Genomic DNA, 17,608 nt, shown 5'->3' with positions numbered 1-17,608 from the left:
ATACCTATGAATACCCTCATTCAAACCATGATGATGATCGTGCTGAGCCTCGGAGTCGCCGCTTGCAGCGAACAAGAAACAGTGCAAACCGTCACCGCCGATATTGAAGTGTCGATATCCACCAACCCACATTGGGGAACACTGACCTTTGATATTCAAGCTACCACTGACAGCACAGTAATAACTAATGTCACTGTCAATCGAGGCAACTGCCGTCTACCCGCAGGTACAGCCTCAGAGCTATCTAGAAACGTTTCATTGAAGTTCGGTGAAACCTACACCGGATACAGCAACAACTGCACCGTAGACAGCGTGAAAGAAATCGAAATCACTTCCAGTGCTGGCACCTTTGTCTACACCTTCTAACTCTCAACAACCCCAACTTTACCCAATAAGGAAACACTATGAGTCACACTACAACGAACATTCTCGTTCTACTCGCAACCCTAATCACGCCTTTTGTTTTCGCTCAGGGAGGCGGTGCATTAGGAGGTAACCCATCTGTAAAAACAGGTGCAGTCAACGTCAGTGTAGGCAAGTGCACTCAATACAAAATGGATGTAAAAGCAGCACAAGAGGCAGGTAAGGACGCATCGACCATTACAGTCCCTAAGGGCTGTGAAGCTATCACAGAACTGTAGTGCCACCAGCCAAAGCTAAAAATGACAATGGGGAGCAATTACGCTCCCCACTATTTTTTTTGATACTTAGAGTCAAGGGAACACCCTCAACTGTATAGTCAAGACTCTACAAACTGAAGGCCCATAACCCAATCAGACACTTTTACAAAGTTGAGCGTATCCACGTTGTGTTTCTTAAACGCTTTTACCAATTTCTCATGAACAATAATATGAGGGTAATCGCTGAATTTTGGCATAAAGACCAAGCGCTCATTCTCAGGTATCGCTGACAGCTTATCATCATCTAAGCAATATTGGTCAATTGTGTGTCTGGTATCTTCCGGGTCATAATCATCAATCTGACACTTTTCTAGATTCAAAACATCCATTTTCTCAAATACATTAAACACCCAATAACCCTCATGATATTTGTCATGGTCATCTACGATCACGCCGGGGTAAACCTGACAACAAGCATTGTCTACATTGCCAAGAGATTGTTTAATTTCATCAGAAAATACTGGGTAGGTTGAGTCTAAGTGTGCCTGTTTAATTGGCCTAGAAACCCCTCGCGCCAAGTCTTCATCACGATAGCAGTTTTCAAAAAACATTGGCTCACCACCACTCAGCTTGGTGTATTCGTAATCCCTCATGGCTGAGTGCTTTTGAGGTTTTAGGTACAAAGTATTTTCATCATAATTTTCGAAAACAATATAGTATTGATCATTGTATTGGCTCATTGTCCTACCTTAGGTATCCATCTGGTGCTTTGGTACGTAATCGTTTTGGTGTTCCATGGCGAACTACTAGTTTGATAGCGCTTGTCTTTGCCATCTCTGCCATTCCATTTATAGTGAAGTCGGTCACTGTTGCAATAGTTATCTGGATTGGTTTCTGCGTTGATAATATCGAATTGGCAGGCGCAGCCAGGCCCTCCCGGAATAAAATAATGGGAAATTTTGGTCAACGGCAGTGAAAAAAATTGCCCTCTTTCAATTCTATTAATTTTTTTCAGTACTTTACGGCTTATTGGATCGAGCAGCTTATGTATCTCTGACTCGGTTTCTGTTTTCTTAGTCTTTCCATAGCACTCTTTGATCTTTTTTCTTATCTCGGGGTCTCTCAACTCTCCAGAAACATAACGATGATAAGGTTCTTCCCGAGGTCGGCTAAAGGTGTGATCCCCACGGTGTAGCTGGCAATGGAGTTGGCATGCCCCCGGCAATGTGGCAGGAAGCCCGACCAAGTTTGATAACTGATTGATATCATAACCTTTATTGACCAAATTTTCACCCAACTCACTGTGCTTTACTGCCTCAGCGGAAATAAGGTGATGGGTATCCATATGAATACCATTGTTGTAAGGGTGACTAGGCAACTTCTTTACGTTGTTTACCCAACGCTTACGATAGCCTTTCTTTTCAATTGTGCCATTAACAAAATCGGACTCGGCCGCTTCCTGACTCATCAGTGTGCCCATAGATAACTCATCCTATACGTAATCAATTTCACCCCGGTACAGCCGAGGTGTGTTATGTTCTTCACTCTTACACAGTCGACATTTACCGTTTCTAGGCTCATGTTCCTCTTTCACTTGAGCAGTATCATTAACCCGTTTGTCTGGTATGGCTGATTTACGACGCAATGCCAAATGGCCCGCTAACTTGTCGTAATCTGGTAAGATATCGACTAAGCCATCCACAGTACTGGTAAAGGTTTTTAGCGCTTGTGCGGCGTGAGAGACTGCCCCAACCTTTTTGACACCCATAGTAAATTTCGCTGTGACCGTCGCAATTCTGGCGGCGGCCCCTGCTGGCCCCGTTAGTAAGCCAATCACTATGGTTAACACCACTTCAATGGCAATGTACGCTGCTGCTTTACCCACGTAGTAGAAATAAAAGTTAGGTGGGATAGCTTCAATAATGAGATTGAGGTAAGTAAAGAAAGGCAAGATACTGTTGTCATCATTGATCAACGCCAAAGCTTTAGGGAAAAACTCACTCTCCTTGATTTCCATTGCCCACTCAGGGTCAAACTCCATCACGACAGTGTCAACGAACTTTTCTACGCCTTTCACATCGTTGTTGGTAAATAGCGTAGGCAAGTTCCAAATGGCTTCTCTGTGTCTTGCAATACACTTAATCTTACGAGCAATATCATCTGAGCCTTCATTCCACCAAAGCTGCACATCATCGATGGCCTCATCAATGCTCTCGTACGCATCCACACTAGCTGCAAAGAGTAGGTTAGGCGCTATACTGGAAATATAGGCTGCCTGTTTTACCCAGCTTGGTAAATCGCTTTGAGCTAACTGAGCTTCCGTTCCTTTCATCGCATCGGAAGTGTACTTTTCCAATGCATTGTATTTTTGATTAGCGTAAATATAGAGTTTATCAAAGCCATCAGTGGTGGCGTCTGCTAGGGTGTGGCCCATTTCGCCCCAGACTTCAGGAGAGAAGAGTTCAACCACATCCGCCCCCCAAGCTTTCGCCCCTTCAAGCACACCATCACCCAAACAGAGTACGCCTTCTTCATCCCATTGTTTCTGGAAACCTGACATATCTTGAGCAACAGTGTTTAAAAGGCCATCCAAATAGGTCTCTATCGCTTCTTGTTGCTTTGTAATCTTATCTTCAATGCCCGGCTCACCTTCATACTCAATAGTGACGGAGTCAGTGTTAGGCTTGAGGTCGTCGACCACCACCACACCTCCTTCTGTCTTCTGAGTCTCCAACGCCAGATCCATCGTTTCTGAAACTGTACTTCTTTGTGGCGATGGGTTGAGCTCTAACTTGTCTTTATGGGGAACGGAGCCATTGGCTATCACTTTGAGGTTTTTGGCGTAAACAGGCGTTCCCCACAGGTCATCGTGAACAGCACGGATCTTAATCCACTTCTGCTCCTCTAAATCTATCTTCGGTATCGCATTCACCACCACTTCAATCGTTCCTGCTTCAGAAGAATAAACATGATCAGGCGCTTGGATGACCGAGACAGCCGACACATCACTCATAAGTTGGCTAGCTTTCTTCTCCATACGCTTGAAAGCTTGACTGAGGTTATCAGACAGATTCTTAGCATAAGTATCAATGGTACTAACATGCTTTTCATAGATATCAGAAGACAAGTAAACGTAATTCAACCGACTGGCTTCAGACTTCAGAGACTCAACACGCCCCTTTATCTTACTCAGTAGACCTTCAAGTTCAGAGTTGAGTGCCTTCTTCGCCTTATCCCAAGGGTAGCTGTTGATAAAAACCTGCGGGTTACCTTTGCCTCGAGCTCGCATGTAAGCCAGCATACGGTCAGCGGTTTCATGCTTGGGTAAACGAAATAAGACAGAGAGGATTTCCCCTTCTTCCATCACCATAGGTAAGCCGTTCGCCAGTACACTGTCAAAACTGGTATCAGAAAGACTATCAATTCCTGCGATTAGCGATTCTGCCAATACGCTGAACTGAAAATCAGGGTGTCTAAATTCGAAGTGGGCTTTCGTTTCGGCTTTTACAATATCGGCAAAATACCGGTCAGCGGTTAGGCTAGGCCCCATAGTTCCCCAACCTTCTACTGGCGGGGCAATACGGTTCGGGTGCCAGAAGGTTTGCTGCCCCTGAGCGGACCTATCAAAAAAGTCATAGTCATTGTATTCCGGCAAATAGTGCGGATTAATAATACGAACCGGGGTAGTAATAAACTCATCCGTACTTTCTTTAGCCAGGATTTTGATTTGACCGGGCTTTAAGCCTGATACTTTGCTTTTGCCTGAGTCATCAAAATGACCGGGAGATAGTGCGCCACCAGAGACATCGGTAATATCAAAATCGGCATTCATGAGAAGCACGCCATCCGGGTATCTGGCCTTAACGTAGACGGTATAAGTCCCTTCTTCATCTTCATTGACTGTGACGGCTGGGTTTTGAACCCCGCCGAGGCACATGGTGTTGGCCTTATTCATGGTCATTTGGTCAGACAGCCTTGCCACACCTTTCCCTTCGATGATGACATTCGGTGACGCGGATATGAATTCAGCCTCGGATTCAATCGTGCCCGATGCCACGCCTTTTTTGTCCCCGCCCGCATCGCCTGTGCTCTTAGCAAACTTACTGCCCTTTAAGGCAATGCTGTTGCCGCCATCTGCGGTGACGGTCGTCGTGCCTTCTACTAAATCTGCGGATTTCGCGTTGTTTCCATAAGGAATAGGAACTACGGCATTCCCAACGGTTGTGAGACACACATCAGGTAACGTGGCATTCGCCTCTCCGCCAGAGCCTTTGTGAACGATGCTCAGCCCGTTCGCATTGATGGTGACTGACATATTTACTCCTTATTAAGCTCGGTCAGTTCAGTGTGATTTTTGAACCTTGGATTTTGTGGACTTTTTCAGCACGACTTGAGATGTGTGTCGCCTTCGTCGTAATGCGACCATCATTGCCACTGAACTTAGTTGCGACCTCGCCAGATCTAATCGTGACTTCTTCTTTGCCTTCCAGAACCACACGTTTGGCTTTGATGACGAGCTCTTGTTGTTCCGCTAACGAAAGGTAAATGTCCGTGAGAATAGGCACATCTAAATCCTCACCGACGAACTCAATACGGCAATCAAGCTGGTTGTCTATTGCCAAATGAATCTCTGAACGAGTGAAACCACGACCTAAAGCAGCCCAGACGGGTTGCCCGTAGGCATTCCCATAAAAGTCCACTTTCACACGATGACTTTCAGGGTGGATTTCTTTTACCCATCCGATGTGGGCTTGTTTTTTTGAAGTCTGTTCAGCAGAGTTAGACAAGGTGTTCAATATAGAGCGCTCCCAGTACATTTGGAGAGGAAATATAACATCGCATTGGCATGCGCCCCACTGACGTAATTGCTGCGATATCAGGAGAATCAACGGTAAATACTCACCAATAAGCTTGACCATTTACTAAAGAATTAGTGATTACGCATTAAACACCTTTGCTTTCGTCAGCCCACTCTCTTGGACGGTGTGTTTCTATCGTGATAAGACTCACATTAAATTTGCAGTGCTCCAAGTGTACTCATTCTCTTCTCCGGTCTTTCGTCGCAATTCATCGATATTGAGTTATATGTTATCGATAAAAAACAGAATAAGAGTGCGCGGAGTGATAATGACAATACTCCGCTTTTTAACCCAGAACTTTCTATTCAGTAGCGGCTTCAACCGCTAACAAGTCCGCTCTTTCATTCCTTTCAATACCAGAGTGCGCTTTGACCTTAAAACTTTCTAGAACTCAACTCATCCACTTGTTGCCACAGTTGGCGGTTTTTGACGGATTTCTTATCCGCACGACACCAACCTCGGTCTTTCCAATCGTCCATCCAGATACTGAAACCTTTCACACAGTAATCACAGTCCGAATAGATAACATCCTCATCCTCTGCGTATTCCAAGGCTTCGATTAAGGCCAGTAGATTAAGCTCAGAATTGTCGGTTTGTCGATTGATGGTGAAGCTCTCTTCATGAACAATCTCATTGTCTTAATCTATGACCACCAGCCCAATGCCTCCTCGCCTACATCCGTGTTGGCTGTTTGGTACTGCGCCGTCTACGTAAATTGAATAACTCATTTTTTATCTCTCTAATTGAAAAAGGGCGCATGGCTTTTCTTAGCCAGCGCCCTATAGATGGTGTGATTTGATGTTTGTATTACTGAAAAGATTCTTGGTTATCTCGCTTACTGAGACATAATTCCATCCATTCCTCGATTTCACTTTCTACCCATGCAACAGCTCTATCACCTAAGCTAATCGTTGTAGGGAAATCTTCGTCCTTCATTTTGCGATAGATAGCTGAACGGCTAAGGGCTGTTTTCTCCATTACTTCTTTTAGTCTTAAAAATCTCATGGGAAATCTCCTATCTGTATATACCCATGAGAAAAGCCGTCACAGTAAAAAAGTAAGTTTTCGCGCCACCACTGCTTTATGCGTGGTACTTAAAACACAATAGACTTACTTAGATTTATTCATATCTTCACCGCCTCGCCTTAGGTTGTTGCTATAAAAGTGAAAGGCCGTCCCGTAGAGTTAGCAAAACCCAAATTAACAAAGAGTTCGGACAATTTTAGGACGACTTTCACCATAAACTCATACTTTTTTCTAATACATTTCTAAGGGGGGCCTAAGCTACTCACACGATAGTCAACCTTCTCTTTTCAATCTAAATCCGATACCAGATATACGTTATTGATGAAAAGCCGTTTACCTTCGGCTGGTCCCAAAGTTCTTCTTCCTATTGCCATATTCTTTAGTTCTTACTTTTGCAAAATAGCTAATCCTGTAAAACAGCCTTTCTAACTCCCTATCGAACTGCTCAGAACCTCGCTTCAAGTAATACGTAGGGTTTTCGGGAAAGTGAACTAAAAATGAAGACTCTTCCACATCTACATCAAGGGCTGTTGCCCATGCTTTTTTAATCATGTGGGAAAGGTTACCGCTGCTTTGATAATTCCCAAGAAAGGCATAGCTATCTTTGTTGAAAAACAAAACCATATGGTAGTGTTGATTCAACGCAGTATCTTTTTCTTTTACCCATGCATAACGAACTCTGCATTGATGAACTCGCTTACCGCTTCGCTTTTTTCGCTTGGTATCAGCTTCTATCTGAGAGATCAGTGATGCAATAAACTCAGATATCACTAGTGAGTTAGATCCGGCTAAATATGAACCAATTCTTAAGTCAACTCGTACCGCTGTTGTTCTAGGATGGTCTTCTAGTGCCTTGTCTATAGTTTCGTACATTCTAGATAGATAGTTAACGATAACGCCTTCGTCGCATTGCATTATCCGCAATCCATTAAAGCTTCTTCTATACGTTATTCCTAGGTTTCGATTTCGTTTGTGTCTCTTGTTCATTGTCTATACCTCTATGTTGTTTTCGCATAGGTATTGGTGACAATGTAATTTTTAATGGTGTTACTAAAGCTTATACATACTAGACAAACCGACATCAGAGATTTATGAATCGACTGAGCCTATAAAGTCCCAGCGAACTTTCAATCGAATTGCTGCTTACCAAGCATAAAAGTACCTTACAAAGCACAAAAACTGATGATAATGGCAAAACATTCAACTCTGACATAAAATGAATTTTGCATAACTTTTCATTTCTGATATAACTACTCGTATGAAATAACGGCTACCGTTATTTTTTACAGGATGATACATAGAGCATTACTAAGAGTACTGATTCTTTCTATACGGTTGAAGTTCGAACAAAGATAGATTCTTCCATTAGCTCCTTCACCACGAACGTAAGTTTCCGAAGTAAATTTTTGAGAGGGATCGCTATGAAACAAAAGATAGCCGCCACATCACCGACACAATTCCGACACTACCCCTACTTATTTCAGTCACAAAACATACTAATTTCCGTCGTAAAACCGATAGTTTCTTGATAACTTAACTTCACTATTTTAATAATGGTATTTAGATAGAAATGAGTTACTCTAGCTTCAAAACATACTCTAACGACACCGAGAGAAACCTTAGGACATACATAAGGTATTTGAATAAAAATTCAAATAAAGGTAATGTTACGGCAGTCGAAAATTTACATAATCTGGATAAGAAAAAACTCAAGAATATTTTCACAGAAGAAGTTTCTAAAAGGCTAGACATCACGAGTGATGACTTGAAGGAAGGAAGACTCGACTATGACGTTGAGGCTGAACTTGGGCAAATATTAATAGATTTATATGATTTAAAGACCGAGACATCTTATGTCGAAAGCAAGCTGACTTGGGTTACAGAAAGCGAAAATACTAGGGCCGCTTATTTTTTCTTGTCTGTGTTTAAGATGATGGTTAAGAATAACGAACGCTATTTTTCTTATCCTGCTACCTACCTATCTACTTGTGAGAATACCAAAGGAGATACTGATGAAGATGGGCCGCATAAAGAAGGCTCTAGAGATAGCTCTTCAGATTCTCTAAACCGTATTAGGAACATTCGTAAAAGTAAGTATTTTCAGCTCACCAGAAACATAGATACGGACTTTGAAGCCATAAATAGCATACTCAAAATTTGTCCTAACAAAAGTGACAGTTTTAGGGGGGAGTTAATGGAGTGCCTCGAGAATTATAGTACTCATCGTGATTTTATCGGGGAACGAGGTTTTACTGAGATAGTTGATTCTATTGAAACAGTTTATGACAGAATGGTTAGAGAACTATCTACAATAAACTGGGATATACTGAAAGAGAAAGATGAAAGGATGGTTGATTGGTTATATGCGATATTGACCAAAAAATATGAATACATACCTCTTAGCCCAACTGAAGATCTAGAGAAGAAAAAGTCAAGCATTCGAAATATCATTGATATCCTCTATGTGACTAATGAAAAAGAAGACTTCGAAAAAATAACCAAATATATTAGAGATAGTTTTTCCAGAAAGAAAAATTCTCTAGCTGTATGTACGATTGAGCTGGATCAAGAACGCCTAGATAAACTAGTTAAACTAGCTGGTGGGTCTAAGGGTAAGGTCAAGATTCAGAAAACGCTATTCAAGTTAATTGATTCAGCTTGTAAGTAAAGCCTATCATTTTTCCTATTACCAGATTCCTTAGGAACCAAAGTAGGAACCGAAATAAAAATCAAACCATAATTTATTCTTAATAATCAAATGACTAAACTACAAGATCAACTTACGCCAGCCCACCAAACGTTTGGAAAGGCCCAACTCTTGCGAGTTGGGCCTTTTTGTATTTTGAACACTTCTGCATCTATTCCCTAAATTGCCAGCCCATGCCCGAACTCTCTAAGCCATTCTTTATGCTCTTTGTAATCAGGCATGACTCGCTCCACTTCTTTCCAGAACTGAGGTGAGTGATCATAATGAAGCAAATGACAAAGCTCGTGGACAACTACATAGTCAACTACACGGTTGGGAGCCATGACAATCACCCAGTTAAACTCCAAATCACCGTAAGGGGTACAACTACCCCAGCGGCTCTTGAACTCTTTTGTCCGAACAACGCCAGTCTCAACACCCACCAGCGATTCATAACGCCTCACTTTTTCCCGAATCTTCTTATCAGCATGGCGCTTATACCAATTCACCAATGCCCGGCGAATATAGTGCGTTTGAGTTGAAGGTTCTGGCACGGTTACGGTGTCTTGCTCTAATAACTTGGGAACGATGATAGTCACCTCCCCTTCATCAACTTTAAGTGATGCAGTTTTCTTTCTTGAGGTACGCTCCACCAGCACACTGTAACTGGCAGTATGAATAAGCTCTGGCTGGTGCTTTTTCGTCATGTTTTGCTCAATCATTTATTGCCGAACTTGTGCTTAGCGAGATCCATAAAACGCTCTTGAAGAGCACTAACCAATGCTTTGTCACCAAACGGCTGATCAAGCACAGCGCGTTTTATCTCTTTCTTCATCCGCTTAACTTCATCTTGCTTAGCGAAGAAATCAATTATTTCCGTTGCTTCATTTAACATGGCGACCAAAGTTTGCGTTGTATCTTTAATAGCTTCATGGACGCTTTCATCAATCACATCGCCATCATTAGCGTTAGTCACCTCGGCAATTAAGATATTGTAAAAAGCGAACTCTGTTTCGTTTAACCCAACATCTTGAGCTGCTTGCTGGTGGGCTGAGCCAATGTCATCTGTCATTGCAAGTAGTAACTCAAGCTGCTGAGCCCATTGACCAGACGTCTTCTCGATAATATCCCTCAGTCTCAGGCTCAAAGAACGGTAGTACTCAGGGTCATCATCAAGATTAATGGTTATATGATGCTTGATAGCGCTCTCTATCTCAGAGGCTTTAGATTCATCTGATTTATTTGGCTTAATCGTATCTTTGAAGTTGGCTGCCAATAAGTCCACTGGAGGAATTTTAGGATCTACCCCTGTACTCAAAATATGCTCATCGACCAACTGTCTTACTTTTTCACCAATCTCACGCATATCTAAACCAGCATCTCGATACATGGTTCGCGATGCATTGTATACTTTTCCTAGCAACTTCATATCTGGGATAAAAGGAGCAGCACTCGCATCTGGTAATATCACATTGAGCTGTTTGGCAAAGAGCTTAAACGCTACATCAAATTGAGCTCGAGTAGTTTCATCTTTTAGTGCGAGAACGTAATCGTCGACATCATCACTATCAATATGCTTAAAGAACGACATTGCACGGGTATGTTTCGCTTTAAGCTTCGGAATCTCGTCTTTGAGGCTTTGATACGTCCCCTCAACATCTTCACTGCTAAACAAATCAAGCGCTTCAGTTAAGTGCGTTGCGAGACCATAGTAGTCAACGATGTAACCGCAAGTTTTACCTTTGTATGTACGATTCACACGAGCGATGGCTTGCATCAATGTGTGATCTTGCAGTTTTCTGTCGATATACATGACCTGTGCAATCGGTGCATCAAAGCCAGTTAACAGCATATCCTTGACGATGAGAAACGCCGTGTTATCAAACTTCTTGTCCTTTTCTTCAGTGCCAGCCTTATCCATACCAAAAGGCTTTTTGAAGTTACTAATCACCTTTTTTTGATGTGCTTTGTCGGTGTACTTAGCGATATATTGCTTATCGTTGTGGTCACCAGAAATGATCACCTCAGAAGGCGGAGCACCAAGCTCATCAAGTGTCTTTTTGAAAACGGCAGCGGCATGGCGGCTACCAACAACAATCATTGCTTTAAAGCCATCAGGACGAATGTGCTCTTTATAGTGCTTGAGCAAATCAAGGCAGACCCAACGGATGCGTGCAGGCGCTTCACGCACGGCGCGTTCTACACCGTACTTTTTCTTAATTTCGCGCTGTTCTTCTTCTGTGTATTCACCAAAGTATTCTTCAAACAACTTATCAAGAGATTCTCCAGAAACTTCAGACTTAACCTCTCGACCTTCATACAGCAGGCGTACTGTCGCCCCGTCTTCTACTGCTTGGTTGATTTTGTACTCGTCAATATAGCCACCAAATGCTTGTCCCATCTTCTGGGTTTTAAGCAGGGGTGTCCCCGTAAAGCCTACTTTAGGCGCATTCGGTAATGCTGCATTGATAGTCATCGCAAGACCACCAAACTGAGTACGGTGTGCCTCATCAGCCAGTACGATGATTTTTTCGCTAGGGTTTAGATCTTTAAACCCTTCTGCAGCTTTCGATTGTTTCTCTTGTTCTTTCTCTAGATCAGAGAACTTCTGAACCATTGCAGTAACCAGATCCGAGCTGTCTTTTTTAAGTAGCTCTTTAAGCTCATTCACTGAGCCAGCGTTATAAAGAGTCTCACCTTGCGCATCACGGAAAGTATTGGATAACTGCTCATCAAGCTGAGTTCTATCAGTGATGAATACCAACTTGTATTGCTGTAGTTCAGGATCACGGCGCATCTTCACCGCTAGCATAACCATAGTCAGTGATTTACCACTGCCCTGCGTATGCCACACCACGCCAGGTTTTTCTCTGCGGTCTTTACCTGTTTTTAAGCGCTGAATGACCTTATTAACGGCACGATACTGCTGATAACGTGCAACCTTCTTAATTATCTTGCCATCGTCAGTTTCATAAATGATGAAGTTTTGCAGAATATCTAGGAAATTATCCAAGCTAAACATGCCTGCAAGTAATCGCTGCTGCGCTGTTACACGAGTCAGGACTTCGTAAGTAGCTTTTTCTTCAGCAGCTTGTAAGAACTCAACTTGGCTTTCAGCCTCGGAGTTATCGTCCAATACATCATCAGGAAGCTGAACGTCCACGGCAGAACGAAACGTCACTACATTATCGTGTAGTGATTGCTGCGCTAGCCCATCATCACTGTATGGGTAGGCATCTTTCCAATCCCCATAGTGCTGACTGCTAGAGCTAATGGTGCCGACTTTCGCTTGGTCACGACAGGTAGAAACCATCAATTGGTTATACCAAAATAGCTTTGCCGCACCTTCTTCATTTTCTTGTTCACGTAGGTTGGCGTAACGACGAAGCTGGTCTATCCCGTGGCTCATAGGATCAGAAATGTACGGCGATTTGCATTCAATGACAGCAAGAGGAATACCGTTAACAAAACAGATTATGTCAGGGATAATGTTTTGCGCCCCTTCAACTTTAAATTGGTTCGTCACTAAGAACTCGTTGTTGGACGGCGTATCGAAGTCAATAAGTTTGACGGTTTGCCCTTTGCGCCCTTTACCGAGGTCTTGCTCTACCGATAGGTAGTTAACCATGGTTTGGTAGAAAGCATGGTTGTACTCCATCAAAGCAGCAAAATTGGGGTGCGTAACTTCCCTAGATACCTTTCGCAGGTTCTCTTCACTTATCCAAGGATTAATGCGTTTGATAGCTGCCTCTAAGCGCTTCACCAGTATGACATCACGTAGATAAGTACGTTCTTGATTTACGTGTTCAGGGGAAAGGGATTTGCCTTGTACGTAGGTCCAGCCAAGCTTAACTAACTGAGCAATTGCAGGCGCTTCTACTTTATCGAATTCGTTATTATTGCTGCCCATCGCCAACCACCTTCTTATGTTGTTCCGAAGCAGCAGTTAAAGCCGAATCAATAAACTCTCTCGTTTTACTTGCGATCTTTCTAACTGCATCTTCTTCAAGTAAATCAGACATCGGTAGTTCGAATCCGCAACTAATAATCGGGTAACGGTCAGGGTCTATTTGAGGTAATGGCGAATCATTAAATTTAGGATGCTGACAACAATTCCAAACTTTGTAGTACCAATTTGCATTTTCGTTCTTAAATGGAGTGTAAATACTGACTTTTAGCAAGCTCTGCGCCTCTTCTACACCGATGGGTAGTGATAAGCCATCTGGCTGCCCTCCATTTGCAGCATCCGAGTCTACGCCAGTATCTGAATCAACCATAAACTCCACTAGGAACTCACCTATTCGCAGTTTGTGAACATCTTCTACGTTCTTAAACACATAGTAAGTTGAAAGTGCAGGTAACATGTCCCATTGCCAATTCTCAAAGGGATTGGTCGTCAACTTGGAAGGACGAGCAAACTCTTTAGGAGTCCACACATAGAAATCTAGCTCTAACTCTTTGCTTATCTGCTCTATAGTCGGAAGGAGGCGTTGATAATACGCCGCCAATAAGCGGTGAGCGGTTCGAATTTGTAGGAATAGATCGTCTTTGTTTTCATTATTCATTGTTATACCTAGGCCAAGCCAACAGAGCGTCTAAGGTGACGGGTTTGAAGTCATGGTTAATAAGACTTTGAACTGATTGATGCGAAACATCCAAAATAGCACCTTGATTAATATCAACAGCACTAAGCAATGGGTGACTAAGGGACAGAACAGGGAAGGAGTGCTTACGTAGCTTGTCCCATTTGAAGTTACTGACATTCAAGCCATACAGAGCGAGAGCTTTGAGCATGTCATTTAAAACCCGTTTATCTGTTTTGGATAAACGGCTATCCGACAACTTTTCAACTAAGCAATCCGCTATAGGCTGCCATTTAATAGCACCGACACAAATCAAGTTATCAAATTCATTGAGTAACTCACTTTCCCAGTTAAGTACGGAAGTATCATCAACGCGACCAATGGCAAGAAAATAAAGCGGGAGACTTTCGCCCTCTTCTGACTGAAGGAAAGAATCGACTTCTCGCCGCCATTGAGTAAAATACTGTTCACCACCAGCAGGAGGTTTTACTTCCACGATTAGATTGGCTTTTTCAAAACGGATGATTAAGTCGGGTTCAACTTGCCTGGTATGCCCTTTTTCTTCAAAGGTGTACCTAGGCCAGTAATCAATGGTAATGAATGTCCCAAAGAGCTCAGCTAAAGCCGTAACTTTACCCTTAAAGCAGAACTCAAGTAGTTGGAACTGAAGAGAGTCAGACAAATAAACGAAACGCTCAAACACTGTTGAGGTAAGCAAATCTTCACGAGCTTTGAACAAGCTAGCCCAACGAACCGAGGTTTGCCCGTCATGTTCGATACGCCCAGCTTTGCCGTGAAGAATTGCTTTTAGCATTAGCTGTCTACCTTAACGCGAACCTTGCCTGTAAGGAGATCTTGCATTAGAGCTTTTTTAAGTGATTTTAGCTGTGTAAGTTTATCTTCAACCACGTAAGACTTTGACTCTATACTTGAAAGTGCAGAGCTTATGTATCGTTGCTCTTCGATTGATGGTATAGCAATCAGTATCTTGCGCAAACTAGCTAACGTCACCTCTTTAAATGTTGAACCTTTGGCTTCTAAATCGTTTTGCAATGCTACGTATGGAGATCGCATTGCCCACCACAAGTAGTTGGTATCAACGTTTTCACAAGGAGAAATTCGCGCAGTTCCTTGAGTTAAGTTAGCACCTTCTAATTCGGCTGGCACAATATGCACGTGTCCAATCATACCTCTAAGGGCATAAACAATATCCCCTTTACTAACCGATGAGCGTTCAAACTTCCTAGCTATTTCCGGAGATGTTAGCAACATACCTTGCCTAGATAAGTACCTTAAACTCATGTCCGATACTCTAATATAAGGAACTCCATCCTCGCAGTGTGGACCTGCTTGAACAATCCCATAGGTTATTTTTTTGTCGGATTTAACAAGCTCTTCTAACGGTAGAACCTCCCACCCCTTCGGAATTCGACCCACAGGCGAGTCCTTAAAGTCCGTATGCGGCTTACCATCCACACTGACACCACGAGTTAGCAGCTCTTGCATCATGCCTGCTTTCAGGTCTTTGAGCTTGTTGATTTGAGCCTGTGTTTTTTCAATCACATCATCGACAGAAGTAAGGATAGCGGCGATTTTCTTTTGTTCTGGGAGTGGAGGGAGCAAAACTCTTATTTGCTCCAATTCAGATTTTGTAAATGAAGCCTGATTAACCGCAGGCTTTGTTATAAGCTTTATTTCATCTTGAAAAGCCTTATTGGTCATCAGATTGAACATAAACCTAGGTTCATGTTCATCATTAATCACAACTCTAAATAAGTTGGTTGTATAAATAGCTGGGCGACCGATATCTTTATAAACACATACCTTACCAATCTGACTAAGACTGTTAATGAAGCAAAGTAACAGGTCTCCATCTTTCAAAAAGTAGCGTTTAGTGTCAGCCCCTTGCGGATCATCCAAGTACCAATATTTTAGTTCTGATGTATCCAAACGATTATCTTGGATATTCCCTGATATCAAGACTGGTACTCCAATATCTTGCGCGACAATTCGACGAGATAGCCCACTCTTTATAGTACTGACAACATCACCAAAAGTAGACCAATGCCAACCTTCAGGAACTAACTCACTCATACCCCAGCTCCTTCAAGTACCCTTGCATTACTTTCTCGGCTTCCGTTGCTTGTTGGTCTAGCTCATGCAGCGACACTTGGTATTTATCCCACCAGCGCTCAAGCTGGGTGATAACCTTGGCTTCTACATCACCTGCAACTTCTCGGATCTGCTCTTTACGTTCGATACTTGGTTTAAAGGCATAGTAATCATCGTTGGTTTTATCGAATACCAAATAGATATCAAACCCTTCAAGGATTTCCTCTTCAATGTATTCGTTATGTACTTCACGGACAGGTACTCCACCATGAAGAATTGCACGTACATCAAAGATTTCTGCTGGTGGCGAAGTATCAGCATAGCGGCGGATGTTAAGGTTAAAGTCGTTCTCAGCAATTTCTGAGAAGTTCACCACTTTCGCGTAGCGCTTAACATCAGCGTAGTTATCGAAGGTTTCAACTATCTTAGTAATGTCTTGTGGGCGTAGCTTGTTCTGGTTTTTGCCCTCTTCGAACTCAAGTTCAGAATTGATAAACAGGACTTTGCCTCTACGTTCTGCAGTTTTGTTCTTGTTGATGATAAGAAGACAAGCAGGAATACCCGTACCATAGAACAAGCCAGATGGCAGACCGATAACCGCTTCTAGCAAATCGTCTTCCAAAATGCCTTGGCGAATTGCCTTCTCACTTGACCCTCGGAATAGCACGCCGTGAGGCATGACCACACCGACCATACCTTCATTATTGGTACTAGCAATCATGTGCTGAACAAAGGCTAAATCACCCGCGTCTTTTGGCGGCGTACCATAAGGAAAGCGTCCAAAACCATCGCTATCGCACTCGTCTTTGCCCCACTTCTTTAGTGAGAAAGGCGGGTTGGCAATAACACGGTCAAAGCTAAGAAGCTCACCACCTTCAGTATGCTTAGGCTCGCGCAAAGTGTCGCCCTTGCGGATATCGGCACTGTGCACACCATGTAAGAACATATTCATCTTACAGATTGCCCACGTATTCAGGTTCATCTCTTGCCCGAACAGCGACAGGTTTGCAGGGTTTTCACCGTGCTCTTTTAGGTAGTTACGAGTCTGAACCAACATACCGCCAGAGCCCGTTGTTGGATCGTAAATACGCATACCAGCATGAGGTTTCAACAATGCCACCAGCAGTTGTACTACTTCGCTTGGGGTATAGAACTCTCCGCTTTTTTGCCTGCACTGTCCGCAAACATTTTGATTAGGTATTCGTAAGCCGTACCCAACATGTCAGGGCGCTCAAAGTCTTCATTACGCAGGCGATGTTGGCTAAAGTGAGAGAGCAAATCACGCAACTTAACATCAGTCAGCTTGTTTTTAATATTGAAGTCGATGGTCACCAACACACCTTCTAGAGATGAGTTATGTTCTTCAATCGCTTCCGTCGCTTTGTTGAGGCTTTCACCGATGTTGTGCTTTAAGTCTTTTAGTGCAGACCAACGCGCATTTTCAGGGATGTAGAAGGTACTATCGTACTCATCTTCGTCATCTGCAAGCTCTTCTGCTTGAGCTTGCGTTTTGCCTTTGTCTAGGTAGTACTGAATGACTTTCTCTTGCTCTTCTTCAAACGCATCCGACATGCGCTTTAAGAACATCATGCCAAAGATATAGTCTTTAAATTCAGAGGCATCCATGTTGCCACGAAGGATATCAGCGGTTTCCCAAAGGAAAGATTCGAGCTGCTGGAGGGTGAGTTTATTGGTCATTAAGGTTACCTAAAAGTATGGGGC

16 protein-coding genes and 1 pseudogene are annotated in these 17,608 nt (G+C 42.9%); 3 read left to right on the top strand and 14 right to left on the bottom strand.

Going from position 1 to position 17,608, the window contains the following annotated elements; genetic code table 11:
- Window positions 1–6: 6 nt before the first annotated feature.
- Together IX95_RS02455 and IX95_RS02450 are read left to right on the top strand one after the other, a co-directional pair.
- Complete coding sequence (locus IX95_RS02455) at window positions 7–366, top strand: hypothetical protein (protein WP_038156518.1); 360 nt, start codon at window positions 7–9, stop codon at window positions 364–366.
- Between the two features lie 38 nt (window positions 367–404).
- On the top strand, window positions 405–641 hold the full coding sequence (locus IX95_RS02450; protein WP_038156516.1) for a hypothetical protein: 237 nt from the start codon (window positions 405–407) through the stop codon (window positions 639–641).
- 98 nt (window positions 642–739) lie between these two features.
- Here the strand turns inward: IX95_RS02450 and IX95_RS02445 are convergent, their stop codons facing one another.
- From IX95_RS02445 to IX95_RS02420, 7 genes and pseudogenes are all read right to left on the bottom strand, one after another.
- On the bottom strand, window positions 740–1,360 hold the full coding sequence (locus IX95_RS02445; protein ID WP_038156514.1) for an imm11 family protein: 621 nt from the start codon (window positions 1,358–1,360) through the stop codon (window positions 740–742).
- A complete protein-coding gene (locus IX95_RS02440) occupies window positions 1,357–2,100 on the bottom strand; it encodes an AHH domain-containing protein (RefSeq protein WP_038156512.1) in 744 nt (247 codons plus the stop codon). Before IX95_RS02440 ends, IX95_RS02445 begins: the two co-directional genes overlap by 4 nt.
- 12 nt (window positions 2,101–2,112) lie before the next feature.
- Window positions 2,113–4,935 carry a PAAR-like domain-containing protein gene (locus IX95_RS02435; protein ID WP_038156510.1) on the bottom strand — a complete coding sequence of 941 codons (2,823 nt, stop codon included), beginning with the start codon at window positions 4,933–4,935 and terminating at the stop codon, window positions 2,113–2,115.
- A 22-nt stretch (window positions 4,936–4,957) separates the two neighbouring features.
- Entirely contained in the window at window positions 4,958–5,416 is a 459-nt protein-coding gene (locus tag IX95_RS02430; RefSeq protein ID WP_235202564.1) for a hypothetical protein, read from the bottom strand.
- A gap of 364 nt (window positions 5,417–5,780) precedes the next feature.
- Window positions 5,781–6,108 (bottom strand): annotated as a pseudogene (locus tag IX95_RS25780) (RNase H family protein).
- A 178-nt stretch (window positions 6,109–6,286) separates the two neighbouring features.
- Entirely contained in the window at window positions 6,287–6,484 is a 198-nt protein-coding gene (locus IX95_RS02425; RefSeq protein ID WP_038156507.1) for an AlpA family transcriptional regulator, read from the bottom strand.
- Window positions 6,485–6,838: 354 nt separating this feature from the next.
- On the bottom strand, window positions 6,839–7,492 hold the full coding sequence (locus IX95_RS02420) for an inovirus Gp2 family protein (RefSeq protein WP_051912441.1): 654 nt from the start codon (window positions 7,490–7,492) through the stop codon (window positions 6,839–6,841).
- Window positions 7,493–8,144: 652 nt separating this feature from the next.
- Between IX95_RS02420 and IX95_RS02415 the strand changes: the two genes are divergently transcribed.
- Entirely contained in the window at window positions 8,145–9,173 is a 1,029-nt protein-coding gene (locus IX95_RS02415; RefSeq protein WP_235202563.1) for a hypothetical protein, read from the top strand.
- 197 nt (window positions 9,174–9,370) lie between these two features.
- Here the strand turns inward: IX95_RS02415 and IX95_RS02410 are convergent, their stop codons facing one another.
- Genes IX95_RS02410 through IX95_RS26755 form a run of 7 tightly spaced genes read right to left on the bottom strand, consistent with a single transcriptional unit; the run spans window position 9,371 to window position 17,584 of the window.
- Window positions 9,371–9,898 (bottom strand): M48 family metallopeptidase, encoded by a 528-nt coding sequence (locus IX95_RS02410; RefSeq protein ID WP_235202562.1) that lies wholly within the window; start codon window positions 9,896–9,898, stop codon window positions 9,371–9,373.
- A gap of 11 nt (window positions 9,899–9,909) precedes the next feature.
- Window positions 9,910–13,101 carry a type I restriction endonuclease subunit R gene (locus IX95_RS02405; protein WP_038156499.1) on the bottom strand — a complete coding sequence of 1,064 codons (3,192 nt, stop codon included), beginning with the start codon at window positions 13,099–13,101 and terminating at the stop codon, window positions 9,910–9,912.
- Window positions 13,088–13,756, bottom strand: a complete 669-nt coding sequence (locus IX95_RS25650) for a hypothetical protein (RefSeq protein ID WP_051912437.1) — start codon at window positions 13,754–13,756, stop codon at window positions 13,088–13,090. The genes IX95_RS02405 and IX95_RS25650 overlap by 14 nt, the downstream gene beginning before the upstream one ends.
- Entirely contained in the window at window positions 13,749–14,588 is an 840-nt protein-coding gene (locus IX95_RS02395) for a hypothetical protein (RefSeq protein ID WP_051912434.1), read from the bottom strand. The genes IX95_RS25650 and IX95_RS02395 overlap by 8 nt, the downstream gene beginning before the upstream one ends.
- Window positions 14,588–15,868, bottom strand: coding sequence for a restriction endonuclease subunit S (locus IX95_RS02390; RefSeq protein WP_051912432.1), 1,281 nt, complete (start codon window positions 15,866–15,868; stop codon window positions 14,588–14,590). The genes IX95_RS02395 and IX95_RS02390 overlap by 1 nt, the downstream gene beginning before the upstream one ends.
- Window positions 15,861–16,997: an N-6 DNA methylase gene (locus tag IX95_RS02385; RefSeq protein WP_235202561.1), complete on the bottom strand. Its 1,137-nt coding sequence runs from the start codon at window positions 16,995–16,997 to the stop codon at window positions 15,861–15,863. Before IX95_RS02385 ends, IX95_RS02390 begins: the two co-directional genes overlap by 8 nt.
- Window positions 16,998–17,017: 20 nt before the next feature.
- Window positions 17,018–17,584 carry a type I restriction-modification system subunit M N-terminal domain-containing protein gene (locus tag IX95_RS26755; protein ID WP_235202560.1) on the bottom strand — a complete coding sequence of 189 codons (567 nt, stop codon included), beginning with the start codon at window positions 17,582–17,584 and terminating at the stop codon, window positions 17,018–17,020.
- Window positions 17,585–17,608 lie beyond the last annotated feature (24 nt).

Origin of the sequence: Vibrio sp. B183 (assembly GCF_000740665.1) — a bacterium.
GTDB classification, from domain to species: domain Bacteria; phylum Pseudomonadota; class Gammaproteobacteria; order Enterobacterales; family Vibrionaceae; genus Vibrio; species Vibrio coralliilyticus.
This window is presented reverse-complemented; position numbering and strand designations above follow the sequence as displayed.